Here is an 18,198-nt window from a genome sequence, read left to right as displayed (position 1 = left end):
CCTGGGGATTGGTCTTTGTTGGGAGCGTCGTGCTACAGTTACTTCTCGTTGGTCAGAGAGACCAGCGCCCGCTGTGAGTGCTTGTAAAAGCCAGGACAGTTGACGCGGGGTGGAGCAGCTCGGTAGCTCGCTGGGCTCATAACCCAGAGGTCGTAGGTTCGAATCCTGCCCCCGCCACTAAGAAGAGACCCCTACCGGTGCAAACGCTGGTAGGGGTTTTCTTTATTCGGGGGTCAAATCACCGTTTGGGGGGGGGTAAGCCGTTGGGTAGTCGTTGGGTCTGACGAACTCGCGCACTTCACAACCGGGCATTGAAGGACGGTCATCAGAAATGCAGCGTGAGGCGCTGCTCGATTAGTCGGGCTGAAGGTACTTAGCTTGAGGGGATTGCTGGGTTGATTCTGGTCGACTTGCCTCAGCTCATGTACGCGCTGCTAGCTTTCGGTTTCACATATCGATGAGTTATTCACTTATGGATACGCTGGAGCGCATCGATGGGTGAATCATGCATCGATAAGTGAGCGCAATACTGGCAAAACGGTGGGCAGACAGCTGCCAGACAGGCCCGGACAGCCCACGCTGGGCTCGCAAATGTGGGCGGTGTGGGAACTTCTACGAAGTCCTGGCTTTCGATTTCTTTAACCAGATCATCGGCGGAATCAACAGGGCTAGCCCGCCGATAAGCGCGACTCCACCGAATAGCCACACCAGTCCGGCGAGGATTGCGATGGGTGCGAGGATGGCTGCCGCGATCTCGAAGGGCGCGAATCCCACATAGGCCATGCCAAATTCCTCGAGCGTGCCGGATTTCTGCTCCGGGTCCACAATTTTCAGCACGGCGATGCCCGTGGCCACGGAGGCAGTTGCCCAGCCCCAGCTGAATACGGCACGCTCGAACCAGCCATGTTCAAAGATGCGTGGTGCGACGTAGAAGAACAACACCAGGCAGAAGGCCAGGCCCACGACGAACAGGATAATTAGCGGGACGATGTAGGTGGCCACCACTGCCGGCACAATCGACGCGATGCCGACTGCAACCAGGAAGTCCGTCGACGCGCCGGAGACCGAACCCATCAACTTCGTATCCAGGTAGTGCGGTGCCTTAATCAGGTGCAGTACTCCAACACCCGCCAGGCCGACCAGGAAGGCCATCGCGAACAGCGGGAAGCTCAAGGCCGGGAAAGCGTCATTGACCAAGTTAGTCAGGATATTTGCCAGGAAGAGCGTCGCCGCTAGTGCTGCAACGTGCAGCGCAATCGGCTCAATTGAGGACGGGCTCGTGGTCGCCCGTCCCACGCTTGGACGCTGGCCGGGAAGAGAGATAATGCCGGTGCGCATGTCCTCCGGCAGTTTATCCAAGGCGGGCAGCTCATTGGTGTGCCCCTTCTTTGACCCCCAGCGGGCGAAAATTACACCACCGATAATTGCGGAAAACATGCCCACCGCAGCGGCTGTGAAACCCAAACTCGTGGCCTCGGTCATGCCGGCCGAGTCCAGTGCGCCACCAACTGCTGCGGCCACGCCGAAACCGCCGACGAATCCGACGGGCAGCATGATGCCGAACCAGTCCGGAGTATTGAAAAGCGGGGCGAAAAGAATCACACCAAGCAGCGCGAAGAATCCCCACTGCGCCAGGTACATGCCTACGGAATAGGACCACATCGTTCGCGCGCGCTGGCGTACCTTGGCATCGAAATCCATTGTGAATGGCAGGGCACCGAAGACTGCCGCGATGAGAATGGTTGCGTAGTCGCCGAAATGCTCGCTGAACTGGATTATTCCCAAAGCGTTGGGGCCTAGCAGCAAGCCGAGCAAGCCCGCAGTAATCGGTGCGGGGATAAGAAGCTTTTGGAACCAGGGGATGAACCGCCGCATCAAATTACCGATGATGAGCAGCAGCGAGATCCAACCGATATCCATCAAGACGTCGAAGGGTGTGTAGCCATCCACGGGAATTGATTACCTTTCTCGTTGGTGGGGTTTCACCATTTAACAATTATGCGAACCACATCATGGATTCTAAGAAAAGGGTTAGAACCATAGGGATACGGTTGCGATTTTATGTCAGCTACCGCGAGATTTTGAGGCTTCGGCCCCAGTTGAGCTCACTTCCTTTGCAGAAAAACCACCTACCCAGTTCATTCTGGGAGGTGGTTTTGGTTGAGGTCAGACGGTTTTACTGTCGCCCATTCCTAATGCGCGACCAAGCCGCCGCGATAACCACGCCAGCGCATGCGATGGCGAGGTAGGCCCACACGTGATCACCGCTGGTCTGAATGGTCTTTGGCGGAGCAGGAGTGTTCTCCGCAGTCAGCACACTTTCTGTGTCACGGCCGGAGGTGATGTCATCGATCCAGTCAGCAGTGCCAGCGAGGGTAGTGATAGCTGCGCTGGGGGAGGGCAGGTCAGGGTCGCCATTGGAGGTTCCGGCGGTAGCGAGACCAGCGAGCTTTCCGTCGACGAAGAATGGGCCACCGGAGTCGCCTCCCTGCATACCCGCGCCAGAAACGGAATGTGCGTCCAGGATGGCGCTTTGAATCATTGGCATCATGGCAGCGTCGGCTGGGATGCTTTCCGTTCCTGCGGGGATTGACTCGGTTTTGGAGTCATCTGGCTTTACTGCATCTGGCTTAACTGCACCCGGCATGACAGCTTCGCCCGGAACAGCCTCACCTGGAGTGGCCCCATCTGGCGCAGCCTCACCTGGGGTTCCTTCAGTGGGGCCTCCTCCCAGCAGCTCATTGACGACCATCTTGGTCATCGGAAGCTGCCCGGATCGTGCCATGGACGAGCTGCTGCTCCAGCCGTAGAGAGTTCCCGTCTGTCCAGGTGTGGGGATATCGCGGGAGACCTTCGCCGGGGTTGCGTCGGTGACCTTTTCGGTCAGGTGAAGCAATCCCGCATCAGACATTGGAGAAAGCGCCCAAGAATCGGCATCGTAGACCTTTCCACCGATGCGGGCCTGGGTCCCTTCGTTGTTCACAGACTCCAGGCAGTGGCGTGCGGTGAGCACCCACTGGTCGGCAACCAGCGTGCCTGTGCAGTCACCGAAATTACCGATTTTGCCAATCTTTAGCGCGGCCACAGAACTGCTTTCAGCATTGGCGGGTGCGGGTTCGCCGTTTTCCAATGCAAGAGCTGGAGTCGCAGATAGAAGCAGGGTGCTGCTAACAATTGCTGCGATGGAAAAAGATGTTTTCTTCACGGTTATTTCCCTTTCCCAGAAGGAACAATGCCCTTGATTGCGGTGGCAACGAGTTTTTCGGCAGGGCCCTGTCCGACAAATTTCTTCCAGAGGCTAGCGATGACGAGGAAGAATACGATGAAACCTGCTGCAGACAACGTGGAATGCAATGCAACATTCTGCTGCCAATAAAACGCGGTGAGAACGTGCAGGATGTAGATTGTCAGCGACATTGTTCCCATAGCCGCGAATGGGTAAACCACAGCTGGGAAGCGATCGCCTACGAAAAGGCACAAGTGCAGGACAATGGCGGCAACTGCGACGGAGAGAATGATTTCTCCGAAGACGCCAGTGTGTCCGGTAAAACGGAGCCAGCCAGCAATCTCGGGATCAAATCGGAAGTACATGCCGACGGCCGTGATGACAGCACTGACAGCGGTGACAATCCAGCTCAACCGAGCATTGGCGCTGTTCTCAGAGGTGGAAGTGTCTTGCAGGCGACGGCGTAGGTAGACGTCGTAAAGCAGCATGCCGCCGATGAAATATGCGATCCACGCGAGTAGCGGATAGATCTGCGGCAGCGTCATAGGCGCGTACTTAATTGTGGCGGCGATGGTGGCGGCGATGAAGAAGCCGACTCGCCACCAGGTTCCGAGCGCTGGCATCCAGGAAACCAGCATCATTACCAGGCCCATGATGACGAGGACCACCTGAATTTCTCCACCCACCGGCAATAGTGCCAGGCCGATGAGAATGATTAGGGCGCCGCGAGTGATCAAGCGCAAGAAGGTAGTGCTGCTGTAATTGCGGCCGATGATCATCATTGTGGCGCCGGCGATAATGGCGAACAGTGATGAGGGTAGGCCAGAGAGCACAACCTTTGTGCTCCAAAGTAGTGAGGCCATATGGACAATGATCATGCCGATGATGGCGAGTGAGCGCGCTATATCGAGCCCCACAATTCGGGTAGGTTTATTCACCCCGGATTTCTCCTTTACTACAACTTATAGGGAGGTGCTCTTTGGTAAAAAGCACTCTCTACAAACGGCGTATTGAAAACGACTTTCTAGTTGTAGCAACCGAACCTGACAATACATTAAGTGACTATGTGTAAATCATGGTGTTTCGTCTGTGTTTTTACTGGGAAACTAGCGCGCTCAAAAAGCTAAGAGGCAGGCGTAGCCTGGTGGCATGACATCGATGCTGACGAGTTTCACCTGGGCTGAGGTGCCAGGTGTCTTCCTCGCGTACCTGTTGATCATTGCCATCCCCACCGTCCTCGCATGGGTGGGCGCCGCATGGTTGGCCAAAAAATACGGCGAGCGTATCGCATTTGGGCACACGATTTTCGTCTTCGTCGCAGCATTCCTAATCTGCTTTTGTACGCTCGCGTGGACGCTCGAGGGCGAATACGACTACTCGCCGTGGCAGGTTTTCTGCAGCGGCTTTGCGATGGTCATCCTCACTGCCTCTGCCATGATGCGCGTGGCCGTCCCAACTCTGAACCTGCTGCCCACCTGGTGGGCTGCCGTCGCCGGCTACGCCCTGTGCTGGAGCATCATTGCCGGCACCGACGACACCACCGGGCTCTGGGCAGTCGGCCTGATGTTCCTGCTCCTCGGCCTCATCGCAGGCGTCGGCGCAGTCGTGTGGATTACGCTGGCGATAAGGCGGCTTTTGTTGGATTCTGCCGCTTAGGGATTCTTAGTGTAACGGAGTTCGACAGCTAACTCGTCGATACGGTGCTCGAGGTCATCGCGAATTAGGTCCATGCGTTCTTTTCCGTCGATGCCTCGTTTTGAAGGCTCGTCAGTAAGCCAACGCTCGAGTGAGCCTTGAGCGTCCGAGGGGAGCTCTACATGAGCGGCATCGCCGATGATGACAACACGATCTGCAGTCCGGAGAATCGTGGGGTCAATCGGCTTTGGTGATGCACCGTCCATAGAAGCGCCGATTTCTGCAACTGATTTGGCTGCAAGCGCATTGGTAGTAGTTTTGGGGTTCGTTCCTGCTGAAAGGGCGATGAACTGCGTGGCATATTTTGCACGCGCAATGGCCTCGGCCATCTGGGATTTACCGGCATTTGCCACGCAGATGAAAAGTACCTTCGGGATTTCCTTCACTTCAGAACCCTTTTTCTATAGTTTGTCCGGTACGGAAAGGTCATTGGGGAAAAGGCGCGGCCCGAGCCAGCGGGTGACGTAGACAAGTGCAACGAGTACGGGTACTTCAATAAGTGGTCCAATCGTTCCCGCAAGTGCTTGCTGGGACAATGGGCCGAAGGTGCCAATCGCAACCGCAATTGCCAACTCGAAGTTATTTCCGGCGGCCGTAAAGGCAATCGATGCGGAGGTTGCGTAGTTCATGCCCGCGGCCTTGGCCGAAGTGAGAGCGATCGCGAACATGGCGAGGAAGTAGATCACTAGTGGTAGCGCCACTTTCGCAACGGTCCAGGGATTCTCAAGAATCTGCTGTGACTGAAGTGCAAAGAGCAACACGATTGTGTATAGAAGGCCGGCAAGCGCCAATGGTGAGATTTTGGGCAAGTAGTCATTTTCATACCAGTCGCGACCACGGGCGCGTTCACCAACTATGCGTGATGCTGCGCCAGCTAGAAGCGGAATACCGAGGAATACCACTACGGATAGTGCGATTGCCCAAAAAGAAAAGGTGGCGGAAGTGGTTTCCAGTCCCAACCAGGAGGGCAGAATCTGCAGGTAGAACCACCCCAGAGCGCCGAACATGAGAATTTGAAATAGCGAGTTTACGGCCACCAGTACGGCAGCGACTTCAGTATCGCCGCAAGATAGGTCGTTCCAGACCAAAACCATTGCAATGCAGCGGGCGAGACCGACGATAATCACGCCAGTGCGCAGTTCTGGACTATCGCTGAGGAATATCCAGGCAAGGATGAACATCAGTGCGGGGCCGAGAATCCAATTGAGGAAGACTGTGATGCCCATCAGCTTCCTTGATGTCAAAATTTCGCCCGTTTTGTCGTATCGAACCTTTGCGAGCGGTGGGTACATCATGACCAGCAAGCCGATGGCGATTGGTACGGAAATTGTCGCAATTTTTGCCTCTGCCAGCCAGTTCACAAATGATGGTGCAATTTTGCCCAGAATGAGGCCAATTGCCATTGCAGCTGCAATCCATAGCGGCAAGAAGCGATCTAGGAAGCTGAGTGACTTTGTAGTCTGTGTCATAGTTTCCGGTGTAATCAATATATCGATGATTGTCAATATATTTAGGGGGGGCGTGTAGCCTCAACAGGTATGGACGAAATCTCAGAATGCTGTGCACTTGGCGGTCGGCCTCTCGACACGGCGGAAGCGCAAGCTGCGGCAACGCTCTTCAAAGCGCTGGCGCAACCGGCGCGCCTGCAAATTTTGTCTCAGCTCGCTGCCGCTGGCTGTAGTCCGATGACCGTGGGTGAGCTGGCCGCTGTTTCTGGGCTTAGTCAGCCGACGGTGTCGCATCATTTAAAGACCATGGCGGATGCCGGGCTGCTTACTAGGTCTAAGAGTGGACGGGTAGTAACCCATGAGGTACGCCCTGAAGTATTTGCTGAGCTGCGACGTATCCTGGATATCGGTCACGCGAACGGGAGCTAGTGGGGCGCTCGTCGCAAATTGCGATAGGTTGGAAAACCCTGTTTACCCGTTCAGGCGCTTGACGACAGCGTCGTGAAGCAACCCATTCGTCGCAACTGCGTCCCCGCCGTGCGGCCCGTCGACACCCGCTAGGGAAGTGAAGCGGCCGCCAGCTTCGTCGACCAGGATTGCAAGAGCTGCCAGATCCCACAGGGAAACTTCTGGCTCGGCGGCGACATCGACCGCACCCTCCGCTACCAGGCAGTAGGAGAAGAAGTCGCCATAGCCACGCAGACGCCAGGCGTCATCGGTGAGACCGATGAAGTTGTCGCGCAAATCGCGCTCGGCCCAACCTGTGAGCGAAGAGTTGGAGATTGAGCAGTCCGCGACATCTGCTACCTTCGAGACTTCAATGCGGCGCTCGGTGGCCTCCCGGCCACCGACGTGGGTGCGCTTGAATGCGCCGTCGCCCTTGGATGCCCACCAGCGACGGCCCAGTGCTGGGGCAGAGACTACGCCGACAACCGGCTTGCCGTCCTCCAGCAGGGCAATCAAGGTGGCCCAGACCGGGACATTGCGCACGAAGTTCTTGGTGCCGTCGATGGGGTCGATGACCCACTGACGGCCCTCAAACACAGCTTCGCCGCCGAATTCTTCGCCGAGAACTTCATCGCTCGGGCGCTTGTCCGACAGAATCTCGCGGAGCAGCTTCTCGCACGCGATATCGGCATCGGAGACCGGAGTCAGGTCGGGCTTGGACTCGACGATTAGATTGGCCGCCTCGAAGCGGGACATCGTGAGGTCGTCGGCTGCGTCGGCAAGCGAGAGTGCGAGGGCGAGATCTTCGGAGTAAGAGGTGGTCATGGCCGAAATTCTAGCGCAGAACCTCACTCAGCTCTGCGACCTGGCCACTCGAGCCCGCAAGCTTCCAGCGCCCCACCGACGTACATTCGCCGCCTGCGCCCGAGATAAGCGCATACCCAGGCAGCCAGTCCCAGGCTGCGACGTCGCGCTGGAACCATACGCCGATGCGGCCGTCGGCAACGCCTGCCATATCCACCGACGCTGAGCCCAGCATGCGCCAGGTAGCGCTGCGGGACACCGCATCCAGCCAGGACTTTGTAGCCGTGGCCTCGGATTCCTCGCTCGAGCTCACCACCGTGGTGTGGAGGTAGGTCGCTGCGCAGACTTCCGAGAGGGGGCGGTCAGTGACCCGGAGGTCATCAACAGTGCCATCGAGGTTGATACGAGTGGTCGGGAGATTGGGGCCACCAATCCAGCTCTCGCCCGTTGCCGGGCGGTGCACCGCGCCGAGGACGACCTCATCCGGATTGTTCGCATCGCCCATAACCAGCGCCAATGCGCTGCACCAGTAGTCCGAACCAGTGGTGAAGTTGTAGGTGCCATCGACAGGATCGATCACCCACGTGCGACCAGACTGGGACTCCTTCGCGGACCCTTCCTCGCCAAGAATGCCGTCCTCCGGGCGGAGCGCGGCCAAAGCCTCGACGACGAATTTCTCCGCTGCGCGGTCGGCCGCGGTGACGACGTCGGAAATCGATGTCTTGTACTCCGTGACCAGGCCTTCGTCGCGCATACGAGCGGCAATGGTAGCGGCACGCTTCACGATGGCAACCGCAACACTGGTATCCGATGCCACAATCGACTCGGATACTTGGGAGAGAAAGAGTTCTAGGTCTTGGCTGGAATCTTGGTGCGGGTCTTGGCTGGAATCTTGGCTGGCGGTGGCTTCAGACATACGTCCTATTGTGCACCGAAACAGGCGGTATAGCTAAGGTAGTACCCGTGAACCCGGATCTGAATGCTGACCTCAAAGAACTCGACGCGACGCTGACCACCATTGAGAAGGTGGTTGATGTCGACGAGCTTTCCGACCGGATCAGGGAGTTGGAAGCCCAGGCCGCCGACCCGTCGCTGTGGGATGACCCCGACCACGCGCAGCAGGTCACCAGCGCACTATCGCAGGCGCAGGCGAAGAAGAAAAAGATCGACTCGCTGCGCGGGCGCCTCGACGATCTCTCTGTGATGTACGAACTCGCGGAAGAGGAGGGCGACCCCGACGCCGTCGAGATGGCCGATGCCGAACGCGCTGAGCTGCGTGCCGACATCGAATCCCTCGAGGTCACTACGATGCTTTCGGGGCCTTACGACGAGCGCGAGGCGGTCATCAACATCCGCTCCGGTGCCGGTGGCGTGGATGCCGCTGACTGGGCCGAGATGCTCATGCGTATGTACCTGCGCTGGGCCGACAAGCATGGGCATAAGGTCGAGGTTTACGACACGTCCTACGCTGAAGAGGCCGGTATTAAGTCCGCTACTTTCGTCGTCCATGGCGAGTACATGTACGGCACCCTCTCGGTCGAGCAGGGTGCGCACCGTCTGGTTCGTATTAGTCCTTTCGACAACCAGGGGCGCCGCCAGACTTCCTTCGCTGAGGTTGAGGTGCTGCCGGTTGTGGAGGAAACGGATCACATCGACATCCCCGAGTCAGATTTGCGTATCGACGTCTACCGCTCCTCCGGCCCAGGTGGGCAGTCGGTGAACACCACGGACTCCGCGGTCCGACTTACGCACGTCCCAACCGGCATCGTGGTGACCTGTCAGAACGAGAAGTCCCAGCACCAGAACAAGGCATCTGCCATGCGAGTTCTGCAGGCGAAGTTGCTGGAGAAGAAGCGCCAGGAAGAGCGCGCGGAGCTGGATGCTCTCGGCGCAGGCGGCAATGCCTCGTGGGGTAACCAGATGCGCTCCTATGTGCTGCACCCGTACCAGATGGTCAAGGATCTGCGTACCGAATACGAAGTCAACAACCCACAGTCGGTCCTCGACGGTGACCTAGACGGTTTCATCGAGGCCGGTATTCGCTGGCGCATGGCTCAGCAGTCCGAAGGCGAGTAGCGCTAGAAGGGCGGTTCGTCTTCGGGCGCTTCCGGTGCCTCGGGTGTTTCCGGTGTGGTGGGTTCGTCGGCTTCTCCGTTTCTCTCGGTTTTGTTCATTCCCAGTTCTTCGCGAGCCTGATTTGTCAGCTCCTGTGATTCGCGGAGGTGTTCCAACCTCTGCTCGTTGTATTCCTTGAGTGTCTGTGCTTTCTTTGTCTTGCGCAGGTCGAAAGAGTAGCGACCGTGGCCGGAGAGCGGTCCTGATTCTGTGCTGATAAGCGCAGCTTTTTCGGTGCTTTGATCAGTGACGGAGGTCCAGTACTCCACGCCGTCGATATCGCGCACGACATTCCAAAGACCGGCCGTTTTTAGATTGTGGTGGCGGCGGCATAGGCAATGGAGGTTAGGCGTTTCGGTTTGGCCACCTTCTTCGGGATTCTCGTGGTTATACGACTGAATGTGGTCGATGTCGCACTTCGTTGCATCGACATCGCATCCGGGAAAGCGGCAGGTGCCGTCTCTACCTTGGACGTAAGTACGCTGTCGCTCTGTTGGCGAGTACTTTTCCGTTTTCTCGTCCGCTAGTAGCCGGATGCTAGTGACTCGATCGAGCCAGGATTCAGTGGCGATTTTGTTGATCCACCCCAGACCGCCGATCCATGCCTCCTGCGGCTTGTCTTGAGTAAGTGGGCAGTACAGATTCAATGTGGCGGTGACCTGAGCAGTCCCGTGCAGAAGGTGTGAAAAAGCCTCGACGAAGTCGCAGTCCTGATCAGCGGTAATTTCTTCCAAGACTTTCTGAAACTCAATTGCCCGCTCAGGCATCAGTTCCATGGTGACTTCAGTGAGGTTGTTCTTTAACTCGAACTTTATAGATTCGCCAGCTTTTTGCTCGATGCCTTTTTGAAACGAAGTAATCGGCGGGTCGTACTCATTTTTAGGGCGCAATAGCGGGCTGACTTCATTAATAAATCGCTGAATATTCTGTTGAAGACTCCGAACTCCGCGAAGAACTTCACCATTGACTCTCGGCGTGATCAGTTCGAGGAGATGGTCTTCGAAATATTTCACAGTAGAGGAGTCATCCAAGGGGAGGATGGCTGTGGCAATGACCCGCATGTGGGGAAGCGGTAGCTGTGCGCGTTTGAGCAGAAGCTCTTTCAACCGCGGGAGCCGCTCTAGCTGCATCCCGATATCGATGTACTGGAGTGTTCTCCCGCGCGACATGCCAAGAGCTGGAGCGATTTTGGCGATGTAATCTTCGACATCTTTTGTTGAAGAAGACGGAACACAAGCAAGGGCAAGCTGCAGATCAGCTCGATTACGGTCAATTCCAAGACGTGCTGGTGCTGTTTGAGAAATCTCATGGTGAAAGCGTGGCGCTGTTGCTTCCATCGCCGCAGCGTAAGTGCGTTTCCGTGGTATATGTTCCCCGCTGGCCATTGTTGAATCCCCCTGAAAGATAAGGCCTGGACGTTGAAATGTTGAAATAAGGAAGAGGTAGTGAAAATATTTTCGACTAACTCTGAGCGAATTTTCCGAGCTTTAAGCAGCTCGGCGACGTTATTTGGTGTTTTTAATCCTCGCGTTTAATCTTTCATCGCTCATTTTAATCGAACAGGTAAGCGAAGTAAAGGGGGGGGGGGTAAAGATTTTTGGGGAAAATGGTTTCGAATTCTGTCGTAGTGTGTACTTCTGTGCGGTCGCACGCTCTGGGGGTTAGTGTTAGCCGCTGCTCGTCCCCGCAATCCCGCCATCCCAGCGTCTAGTTTCGCGCATTCCAGAGTGACTTGAGTGGCTTAAGTGATTAGAGTGTCTACTTATGATCACTTTCGACGGGGTTACCAAGTCCTATTCGACTTCTAGCCGACCAGCTCTCGACGACGTTTCAGTCCACATAGATAAAGGTGAGTTTGTCTTTCTCATTGGACCGTCGGGCTCTGGTAAGTCGACCTTCCTGCGCCTTATGGTGCGTGAAGAGAAAGTGGATTCAGGAAAACTGACGGTTGCAGACCAGGATCTAACCAAGATTTCTCGTCGCAACATCCCTAAATTGCGTCAAAAAGTGGGGTATGTCTTCCAGGACTTCCGCCTGCTGCCAAAGAAGACGGTGTACGAAAATGTCGCGTTCGCGTTGCAGGTAATTGGCAAGCCGAAGGCGAAAATCGACAAGGCAGTTCCGGAAACGCTCGAAATGGTCGGGCTCTCGGGCAAGGAAAACCGCTACCCGCACGAGTTGTCTGGTGGTGAGCAGCAGCGCGTCGCCATTGCTCGCGCCTTCGTCAACCGCCCGCTCATCTTGCTTGCCGACGAGCCCACCGGCAACCTCGACCCAAGCACCTCCGGTGACATCATGCTCCTGCTTGACCGCATCAATCGCATGGGCACGACCGTTATTGTGTCGACTCACGACAACGATGCCGTGGACTCCATGCGTCGCCGCGTGCTGGAGCTGGAGCTGGGGCGTCTCGTGCGTGACGACGCCACGGGTGTTTACGGCCTGAACAACTAGCAGACAGTCCATCGGTAGAAGAACTCATTCGAAAGGTATTACTGACCTATGAAGACTCGCTTTGTCCTCGGTGAGGCTTTCTCCTCCTTGGGCCGAAACATCACGATGACCATCGCGATGATTATTACGACTGCGGTGTCGTTGGCGCTGCTTGCGACGGGCATCCTGGTTACTGAGCAGACCAGCCGCACGAAGGATCTCTATCTCGATCGCGTAGAAGTGCAGATCGAACTGAATGAACAAATCTCCGCCGAAGACCAAACTTGCTCCTCGCCGGAGTGTGCTGAGGTCGTCGGCAAGCTTGAAGAGACTGACGGCGTTGATTCGGTGACCTTCCGAAATCGTCAGCAAAACTTTGACCACTTTGTGGAGATGTTCAAGGATAGCGACCCCGTGCTCGTGGAAAACGCGACGCCGGAGTCGCTGCCGGCTGTCGTGATGGTGCGTCTGAGCGACCCGACCGATGTCAGCCCGCTCGATCCGATTCGGGAGCTGCCACAGGTCGACCACGTTACTGACCAGCATGAAGAGATCGGTACTGCAGCTCAGAACCTGGACTCGGTGCGAAATGCGACCTTCCTGCTGGCGGCGGTGCAGGCCGTTGCCGCTGTGTTCCTGATTGCGAACATGGTCCAGATTGCGGCGTTCTCGCGTCGTAAGGAAGTTGAGATTATGCGCATGGTCGGTGCCAGCCGCTGGTTCACACAGGCGCCGTTCGTCCTCGAGGCTGTGATTGCGTCGCTGATTGGTGGTCTGCTGGCTATCGGTGCGCTGTTCCTGGGTAAGGCGACGGTCATCGATCCGGCGCTGAGTAACCTGTACAAGGCACAGCTTCTGGCGCCGCTGACCAACGGCGATATTGGTGTGGTGGCGCCAATCGTGGTCATTATCGGCATGGTCTTTGCTGGGCTTGTTGCACAGGTCACGCTGCGTCTTTACTCGCGTGACTAGGGTTCCAATTAGGTTTGCGATTAGACCCCTCGGTTAAACCCGGTGAATAGGGTCAGGGCAGGGTGCCAGGTAAGCTGAAAGCTATGAATAATGACGACGTCCAGCGCCCACCGAAGCTCGACAAGAAGGCTTATGAGGCCGAGCTCAAAAAGCTCCAGGCAGAGCTCGTCGAAATGCAGCAGTGGGTGGTAGAAACCGGTGCCCGAATTGTCATCGTGATGGAGGGTCGTGACGCCGCCGGCAAGGGGTCGGCCATTAAGCGCATCACGCAGTACCTGAATCCCCGTACCTGTCGCATTGAGGCTCTGCCGGCTCCGACGAGCCGTGAGCAGGGTCAGTGGTACTTCCAGCGTTATGTCGAAAAGCTGCCGACTGCCGGCGAAATCGTGATTTTCGACCGCTCCTGGTACAACCGCGCCGGCGTTGAGCGCGTCATGGGCTTCTGTACCTCGCAGGAGTACCGTCGCTTCCTGCACCAGGCTCCAATCTTCGAGCGTCTGCTGGTTGAAGACGGCATTATCCTGCGCAAATACTGGTTCTCCGTGTCGGACGAGGAGCAGGTTGCTCGCTTCAAGTCCCGTCGTGAAGATCCGCTGCGCCGCTGGAAGCTCTCGCCGATGGACCTGGAGTCCATCACTCGCTGGGAGGACTACTCCCGTGCAAAGGATGAGATGTTCATCCACACCGACATCCCGTCCGCACCGTGGTTCACGGTTGAGTCCGAGGACAAGAAGCGCTCGCGTATCAATGTCATCAACCACCTGCTGACCACCATTCCGTACGAGCACATTCAGCGGGATGTTCCGGAAATTCCGGAGCGTCCGGAGTCTGAGGGGAGCTACGAGCGTCCGCCGCGTACTGAATTCCGCTATGTGCCGGACATTGCCGCGAAGCTCGAAGCTGACCGTGTGAAGGGTGCAGGCAAGTCCGATAAGAAGGGCAAGAAGCACAAGAAGGACAAGAAGGACAAGAAGGACAAGAAGAGCAAGAAGAAGTAGCTCCTTAGTCTCAGTGAGGTTCTGGTCGTCAGAACCTTCGCAGCAGAACCTTCCCGTCAGAACCTTTCCCTGGTTAGTTATCTGTGTCACACTGGGTGACATGACTGCTACTGATAACGGTTCTGGCACTGCACGCACCGAGGTCGATGAGCCGAAGGTGCTGCGAGAAGTCCACGGGCGATCTGGTCACCTTCGGCTGAATAGGCCGAAGGCACTTAATTCGCTCGATTTGGATATGGTCACCGAGGTCGTCGAGGGGCTCCGCGCATGGCGTGACGACGACTCGGTGGACCACATTGTTGTTTCATCCGGTCACCCCAAGGCGTTTTGTGCCGGTGGTGATGTGCGCGCAGTTCGGCAGGCTGTGCTCGATGGCGTTCCGGAGCAGGGGGAGGAGTTTTTCCGGGATGAGTACGAGATGAACGCGATGATTGCGGAATTCGCGCAGTCCAAGCCATATATCGCGATTATTGATGGCATCGCTATGGGCGGTGGCCTTGGTGTTTCCATGCACGGCTCCCACCGAATCGTGACCGAGCGTGCCAGCGCTTCCATGCCAGAAATGGCAATCGGCTTTATTCCCGACGTTGGAATTACCCACTTTTCGCAGCATGTGAACACGCGGTTAGGAGGGCCCTCGTCGGCAATCGCGAGGTTTACCGGGCTGACCGGTTACCGCCTAACTGCGGCGGACATGCTGTGGTCTGGATGGGCGACACATGCGGTGCCATCCGCGCAGCTGGACGAGTTTGTTGCGGCTCTGGACCGCGATGGAATTGATTCGGCGCTCGCGGAGTATGCGCTCGATGTGGACTCAGCTGAGGCTCGTGATCTGCTCGGGGATCCGCAGTTGGCCGAGTGGAGCGACTGCATTGAGGCTTGCTTTGGGGCTGATACCTGGGCGGAGATTGAGCGAGCTCTCAACGAAGCCGCTGAGGCTGGCTCCTGTGCGTCGTCAACAGTGGAGACCTTCCGCGATCTGCTGGCACCCGCCAACCCGGAGAGTCTCGTGGCGGCAGCGGAGCTCTATGCAGCGAACGCGGGTCCGGGGGTTACGCTGCAGGAGGCTCTGAACCGGGAGATGAAGCTCGGCGCTTACATGCGTCAGCACCCCAATTTTGCCGAAGGCGTGCGGGCGGTTTTGGTGGACAAGGACCGCGACGCCACCTTCAAGCCCGCCTCCGTTCAGGAGGTCGATGTCGAGGGGATTCGTCAGCACCTTCGTTAGCTGGCTATGCGTTAGACAAAGCTGTGGCGGCCAGTCGTCGGCGCGAAATCATCGGCAATCATGGCCGCCAATTCGAGATAGCTCTGGGTGGTGGCGGGCTGGAGATTGTCCAGCTCGATATTGGCACCATTCGCGATATGCGGATCATAGGGGATGACCTGCACTGCACGGCAGCGCTGGGCAAATAACTCGTGCACGGTCTCTGTGGACAGTCCCTGTTTATTTAGCTCGTTGACCACCACGACAGTGGTAGAAACCAACCGTTCGAAGCCGTGCGCTGAAAGCCAATCCAATGTCGTCCAGGCGCTTTTCACGCCGTCCAGTGCAGGCGTGGTGACCAGCACCAGACAATTGGCCGCAGACAGAATCGAAGCGGAGATGGGCTGCGTCAGGCCGGTACCGCAGTCAGTCAGACTCACGTTGTAATGCCGCCGAAGGATGTCGAGGGCCGCGCAGTATTCGCCGTCGGAAAGCGCGATCGTCGATGTCGGATTTTGGTCGCTGCCGACAACCTCCAGCCGTGACGGCGTGTGTGATGTATATGCGCGGACCTGCGCGTATTTGTCCGTATCCGGAGCTCGGAGCAGATCGCGAATAGATGCGGGATTGGCTGCGGTGACGCGTGCGCCGAGGGTGCCAAAGTCCGGATTCGCGTCGATCGCGACGATTCGGTCACTGCGCAGGCTTGCAAGCGTGGCGCCCAGGCACATGGTTGTCGACGTCTTGCCAACGCCGCCCTTCACGCTGATAACAGCGATGTTGTAGTCACCGTAGATAGGCTGTCGCACCCGCTCTATCAGCTCGCGTTGCTTGCGTGCCGACGATGATTCCCGCGGTGAAATTGCGCCCCAGGTGGCCTTATGAACCCAGCTGCGCCAGCCCGACTGTGGTGCCTGCCGCGAGTTCAGGCTAGCGGCCAAGTCTGAGACGGAAACTGCGTGATTGACTGCGTGTTTGGTGGAAGTCATAGACTTCATCGCCTCCCCAAAAATCCCCAAAGTATGTCCCCGCCGTCGTTTTTACCACGCAGCCAGAACGACGGCGACTCCAAAGAAGGCATCGAGAATTCCGACCTGTTTCGGAGTCCACGGCCGAGCGCGGCGAGCGCCGGAGATTGGCATGGCAAAAGACCTGATGAGAAGCCCAATTGCGACGATGGGCACACCGATGCTGATGAGGTTCCGGTCGTGGAGGAGGAGCCACCCGATGATGGCCACGGCGGTAATGAGAACGTGATACGTGACCGAGCCAATGAGCCACTGGCGGTTGCCGCGCTTGCGAATCATAGTTTTTACATAGGGCACGGTGCCGACGAAATATCCAGCGTAGATAGCCGCAATTGCCCAAGCTTTCGGGGTTGGTCCGGCGATGATAGGCACCATGAGGCTAGCGGCCAGAACGGTGGAGACACCAGAGAGAAGTGAGCGCGGTCGGCGGCGGTAGGTCTCCCAAATAGCGATAGCGGCAAGAGGGGCAATGAGGGCGACCCAGGTGAGGAGGGAAACGTCGGCAAGCAGTGTGATGCAGCCGGCGACGGCAGTGAGCGCGGTGTATGTGGCGGCGGGTGCGAGGTGGCGGCGTTGGCGACGAGAGCGGAGCCAGACGCTCACGGCGAAGAATGCGAAGTAGCCGAGCAGCCAGGTCGCGGTGACGGCAAGGCCTGTCCCTGTGGGGGTGAGGGCGAGAGCGGTCAGCGGGGGAATGGTGACCATGAACCAGGCGCCGTGCTGGTCCGGAACCCAGCCAGCGGAGCGCTTGTGATGGGAGCGGCGGGCGGGGCGGGGAGGACGTGGTTGGCGGGGCTTTTGGCTCATACTACGCATTGTAGATGCGTAATTATGTCGAGGCTGTATTAGAACCTCATATTGAAACCTCATTGAATAAAATGCACATGCGCGCAAGGCGACAGTGCTAACGTTGAACTCGCATTCTCAGGGCGAGGTGAAATTCCTCACCGGTGGTGATGCTGCGGCTGACGCAGACAAGTCCACGAGCGCCCTACCTGTGGCCAGAAGGGTCGTCAGGTAGGGGACAAGCAGATTTCGGTTGGAATCCGAAACCGACGGTCATAGTCCGGATGAAAGAGAAGGAGTTGAATAATTCGTGGAATACGTGTCGGATTTTTTGGTGGGTTTCCTCACTGCACAGCTCAGTGTGGCGGGAGCACCAATCTTGATTCGAGAAATTGTCGGTAACCTCTTTGGCCTGGCGTGTGCCTTCCTAGGTATGAAACGGAAGGTATGGGCTTGGCCGGTCGGCATTATCGGAAATGCCTTGCTGTTTACCGTCTTCCTCGGCGGAGTTTTCCACACGCCGCAAAATCTTGATCTCTATGGCCAGGCGGGGCGTCAGGTCATGTTTATCGTCGTCAGTCTCTACGGATGGTTCAGCTGGGTCAAGAGCCGCAATCAGAGCGGTGACGAGGTCGCAATTGAGCCTCGGTGGGCGACGGCATCGGAACGCATTGGGATGATTACCGTGGCTATCTTCGCCACTGTGATTTGTGCCAATATCTTTGAGATGCTGGGCTCGTGGGGGCCATGGGCCGATGCCTGGATTTTCGTCGGTTCGATGTTGGCGACCTGGGGTATGGCCCGCGGGTGGAACGAATTCTGGCTAATTTGGATTGCCGTTGATGCCGTGGGAGTGCCGTTGCTGCTCAAGGGTGGCTACTACCCGTCGGCGGCGCTGTACCTCTTCTACGGATGCTTCGTTATTTGGGGCTTTGTCTCCTGGGTTCGCCTCGAGCACCAGAGCGACAATGACCAGCAGAAGAGCTCCGCGACCGACCAAGTACCGGCTTTGGCAGCAGCCGAGCGGTAGGATAGTCCA

Annotated in this window: 18 protein-coding genes, 1 tRNA gene and 1 riboswitch; of the genes, 9 read left to right on the top strand and 10 right to left on the bottom strand. The window is 57.3% G+C overall.

The features are described from left to right. Positions 1-103 precede the first annotated feature (103 nt). Positions 104-177 (top strand) — tRNA-Met (locus QP982_RS07070). 435 nt (positions 178-612) lie between these two features. On the opposite strand, the gene QP982_RS07065 is transcribed toward QP982_RS07070, so the two are convergent. The 3 genes from QP982_RS07065 to QP982_RS07055 form a co-directional block, all read right to left on the bottom strand. Then, entirely contained in the window at positions 613-1,950 is a 1,338-nt protein-coding gene (locus QP982_RS07065) for a sodium/glutamate symporter (RefSeq protein ID WP_147721930.1), read from the bottom strand. Between the two features lie 226 nt (positions 1,951-2,176). Continuing rightward, positions 2,177-3,205 carry a trypsin-like serine protease gene (locus QP982_RS07060; RefSeq protein ID WP_284870356.1) on the bottom strand — a complete coding sequence of 343 codons (1,029 nt, stop codon included), beginning with the start codon at positions 3,203-3,205 and terminating at the stop codon, positions 2,177-2,179. A 2-nt stretch (positions 3,206-3,207) separates the two neighbouring features. Further along, entirely contained in the window at positions 3,208-4,164 is a 957-nt protein-coding gene (locus tag QP982_RS07055; RefSeq protein WP_049189563.1) for a DUF418 domain-containing protein, read from the bottom strand. Positions 4,165-4,375: 211 nt separating this feature from the next. On the opposite strand from QP982_RS07055, the gene QP982_RS07050 reads away from it, so the two are divergent. Further along, entirely contained in the window at positions 4,376-4,882 is a 507-nt protein-coding gene (locus tag QP982_RS07050) for a hypothetical protein (protein WP_147721928.1), read from the top strand. Here the strand turns inward: QP982_RS07050 and QP982_RS07045 are convergent. Further along, on the bottom strand, positions 4,879-5,307 hold the full coding sequence (locus QP982_RS07045) for an arsenate-mycothiol transferase ArsC (RefSeq protein WP_016423240.1): 429 nt from the start codon (positions 5,305-5,307) through the stop codon (positions 4,879-4,881). The two genes, QP982_RS07050 and QP982_RS07045, sit on opposite strands and share 4 nt — an antisense overlap. Before the next feature lie 15 nt (positions 5,308-5,322). Beyond that, the gene (gene arsB, locus QP982_RS07040) at positions 5,323-6,390 is read right to left on the bottom strand and encodes an ACR3 family arsenite efflux transporter (protein WP_076773203.1); all 1,068 of its coding nucleotides are present in this window, start codon (positions 6,388-6,390) and stop codon (positions 5,323-5,325) included. A 69-nt stretch (positions 6,391-6,459) separates the two neighbouring features. On the opposite strand from arsB, the gene QP982_RS07035 reads away from it, so the two are divergent. Beyond that, entirely contained in the window at positions 6,460-6,798 is a 339-nt protein-coding gene (locus QP982_RS07035) for an ArsR/SmtB family transcription factor (RefSeq protein ID WP_256882012.1), read from the top strand. Positions 6,799-6,840: 42 nt separating this feature from the next. On the opposite strand, the gene hisN is transcribed toward QP982_RS07035, so the two are convergent. Together hisN and QP982_RS07025 are read right to left on the bottom strand one after the other, a co-directional pair. Beyond that, positions 6,841-7,641, bottom strand: a complete 801-nt coding sequence (hisN, locus tag QP982_RS07030; RefSeq protein WP_284870355.1) for a histidinol-phosphatase — start codon at positions 7,639-7,641, stop codon at positions 6,841-6,843. Positions 7,642-7,651: 10 nt separating this feature from the next. Then, positions 7,652-8,536 carry an inositol monophosphatase family protein gene (locus QP982_RS07025; protein WP_284870354.1) on the bottom strand — a complete coding sequence of 295 codons (885 nt, stop codon included), beginning with the start codon at positions 8,534-8,536 and terminating at the stop codon, positions 7,652-7,654. 47 nt (positions 8,537-8,583) lie between these two features. Here QP982_RS07025 and prfB point away from each other — a divergent pair, with 47 nt between their 5' ends. Beyond that, positions 8,584-9,696 carry a peptide chain release factor 2 gene (gene prfB, locus QP982_RS07020; protein ID WP_038626269.1) on the top strand — a complete coding sequence of 371 codons (1,113 nt, stop codon included), beginning with the start codon at positions 8,584-8,586 and terminating at the stop codon, positions 9,694-9,696. Positions 9,697-9,698: 2 nt separating this feature from the next. Here prfB and QP982_RS07015 read toward each other — a convergent pair whose 3' ends face one another. Next, positions 9,699-11,072: an HNH endonuclease signature motif containing protein gene (locus QP982_RS07015; RefSeq protein WP_284870353.1), complete on the bottom strand. Its 1,374-nt coding sequence runs from the start codon at positions 11,070-11,072 to the stop codon at positions 9,699-9,701. 427 nt (positions 11,073-11,499) lie between these two features. Here QP982_RS07015 and ftsE point away from each other — a divergent pair, with 427 nt between their 5' ends. The 4 genes from ftsE (at position 11,500) to QP982_RS06995 (ending at position 15,366) form a co-directional block, all read left to right on the top strand. After that, entirely contained in the window at positions 11,500-12,189 is a 690-nt protein-coding gene (gene ftsE / locus QP982_RS07010; protein WP_016423233.1) for a cell division ATP-binding protein FtsE, read from the top strand. Positions 12,190-12,237: 48 nt separating this feature from the next. Continuing rightward, positions 12,238-13,140 (top strand): permease-like cell division protein FtsX, encoded by a 903-nt coding sequence (ftsX, locus tag QP982_RS07005; protein ID WP_070545962.1) that lies wholly within the window; start codon positions 12,238-12,240, stop codon positions 13,138-13,140. An 83-nt stretch (positions 13,141-13,223) separates the two neighbouring features. After that, the gene (gene ppk2, locus QP982_RS07000; protein WP_284870352.1) at positions 13,224-14,138 is read left to right on the top strand and encodes a polyphosphate kinase 2; all 915 of its coding nucleotides are present in this window, start codon (positions 13,224-13,226) and stop codon (positions 14,136-14,138) included. 100 nt (positions 14,139-14,238) lie between these two features. Beyond that, entirely contained in the window at positions 14,239-15,366 is a 1,128-nt protein-coding gene (locus tag QP982_RS06995; protein WP_284870351.1) for a 3-hydroxyisobutyryl-CoA hydrolase, read from the top strand. 11 nt (positions 15,367-15,377) lie between these two features. Here QP982_RS06995 and QP982_RS06990 read toward each other — a convergent pair whose 3' ends face one another. Continuing rightward, on the bottom strand, positions 15,378-16,334 hold the full coding sequence (locus QP982_RS06990) for a MinD/ParA family ATP-binding protein (protein WP_016423229.1): 957 nt from the start codon (positions 16,332-16,334) through the stop codon (positions 15,378-15,380). Positions 16,335-16,385: 51 nt separating this feature from the next. Further along, positions 16,386-17,180, bottom strand: coding sequence for a YwiC-like family protein (locus tag QP982_RS06985; RefSeq protein WP_065421705.1), 795 nt, complete (start codon positions 17,178-17,180; stop codon positions 16,386-16,388). A 109-nt stretch (positions 17,181-17,289) separates the two neighbouring features. Continuing rightward, positions 17,290-17,459, top strand: a riboswitch (FMN riboswitch). A gap of 10 nt (positions 17,460-17,469) precedes the next feature. Here QP982_RS06985 and pnuC point away from each other — a divergent pair. Beyond that, positions 17,470-18,189 (top strand): nicotinamide riboside transporter PnuC, encoded by a 720-nt coding sequence (pnuC, locus tag QP982_RS06980; protein ID WP_049192843.1) that lies wholly within the window; start codon positions 17,470-17,472, stop codon positions 18,187-18,189. Positions 18,190-18,198 lie beyond the last annotated feature (9 nt).

Source organism: Corynebacterium sp. MSK019 (assembly GCF_030232425.1).
Lineage (GTDB): Bacteria > Actinomycetota > Actinomycetes > Mycobacteriales > Mycobacteriaceae > Corynebacterium > Corynebacterium jeikeium_D.
Note: the sequence above shows the minus strand (reverse complement) of the source record. Positions and strands in the feature narration are given on the sequence as shown.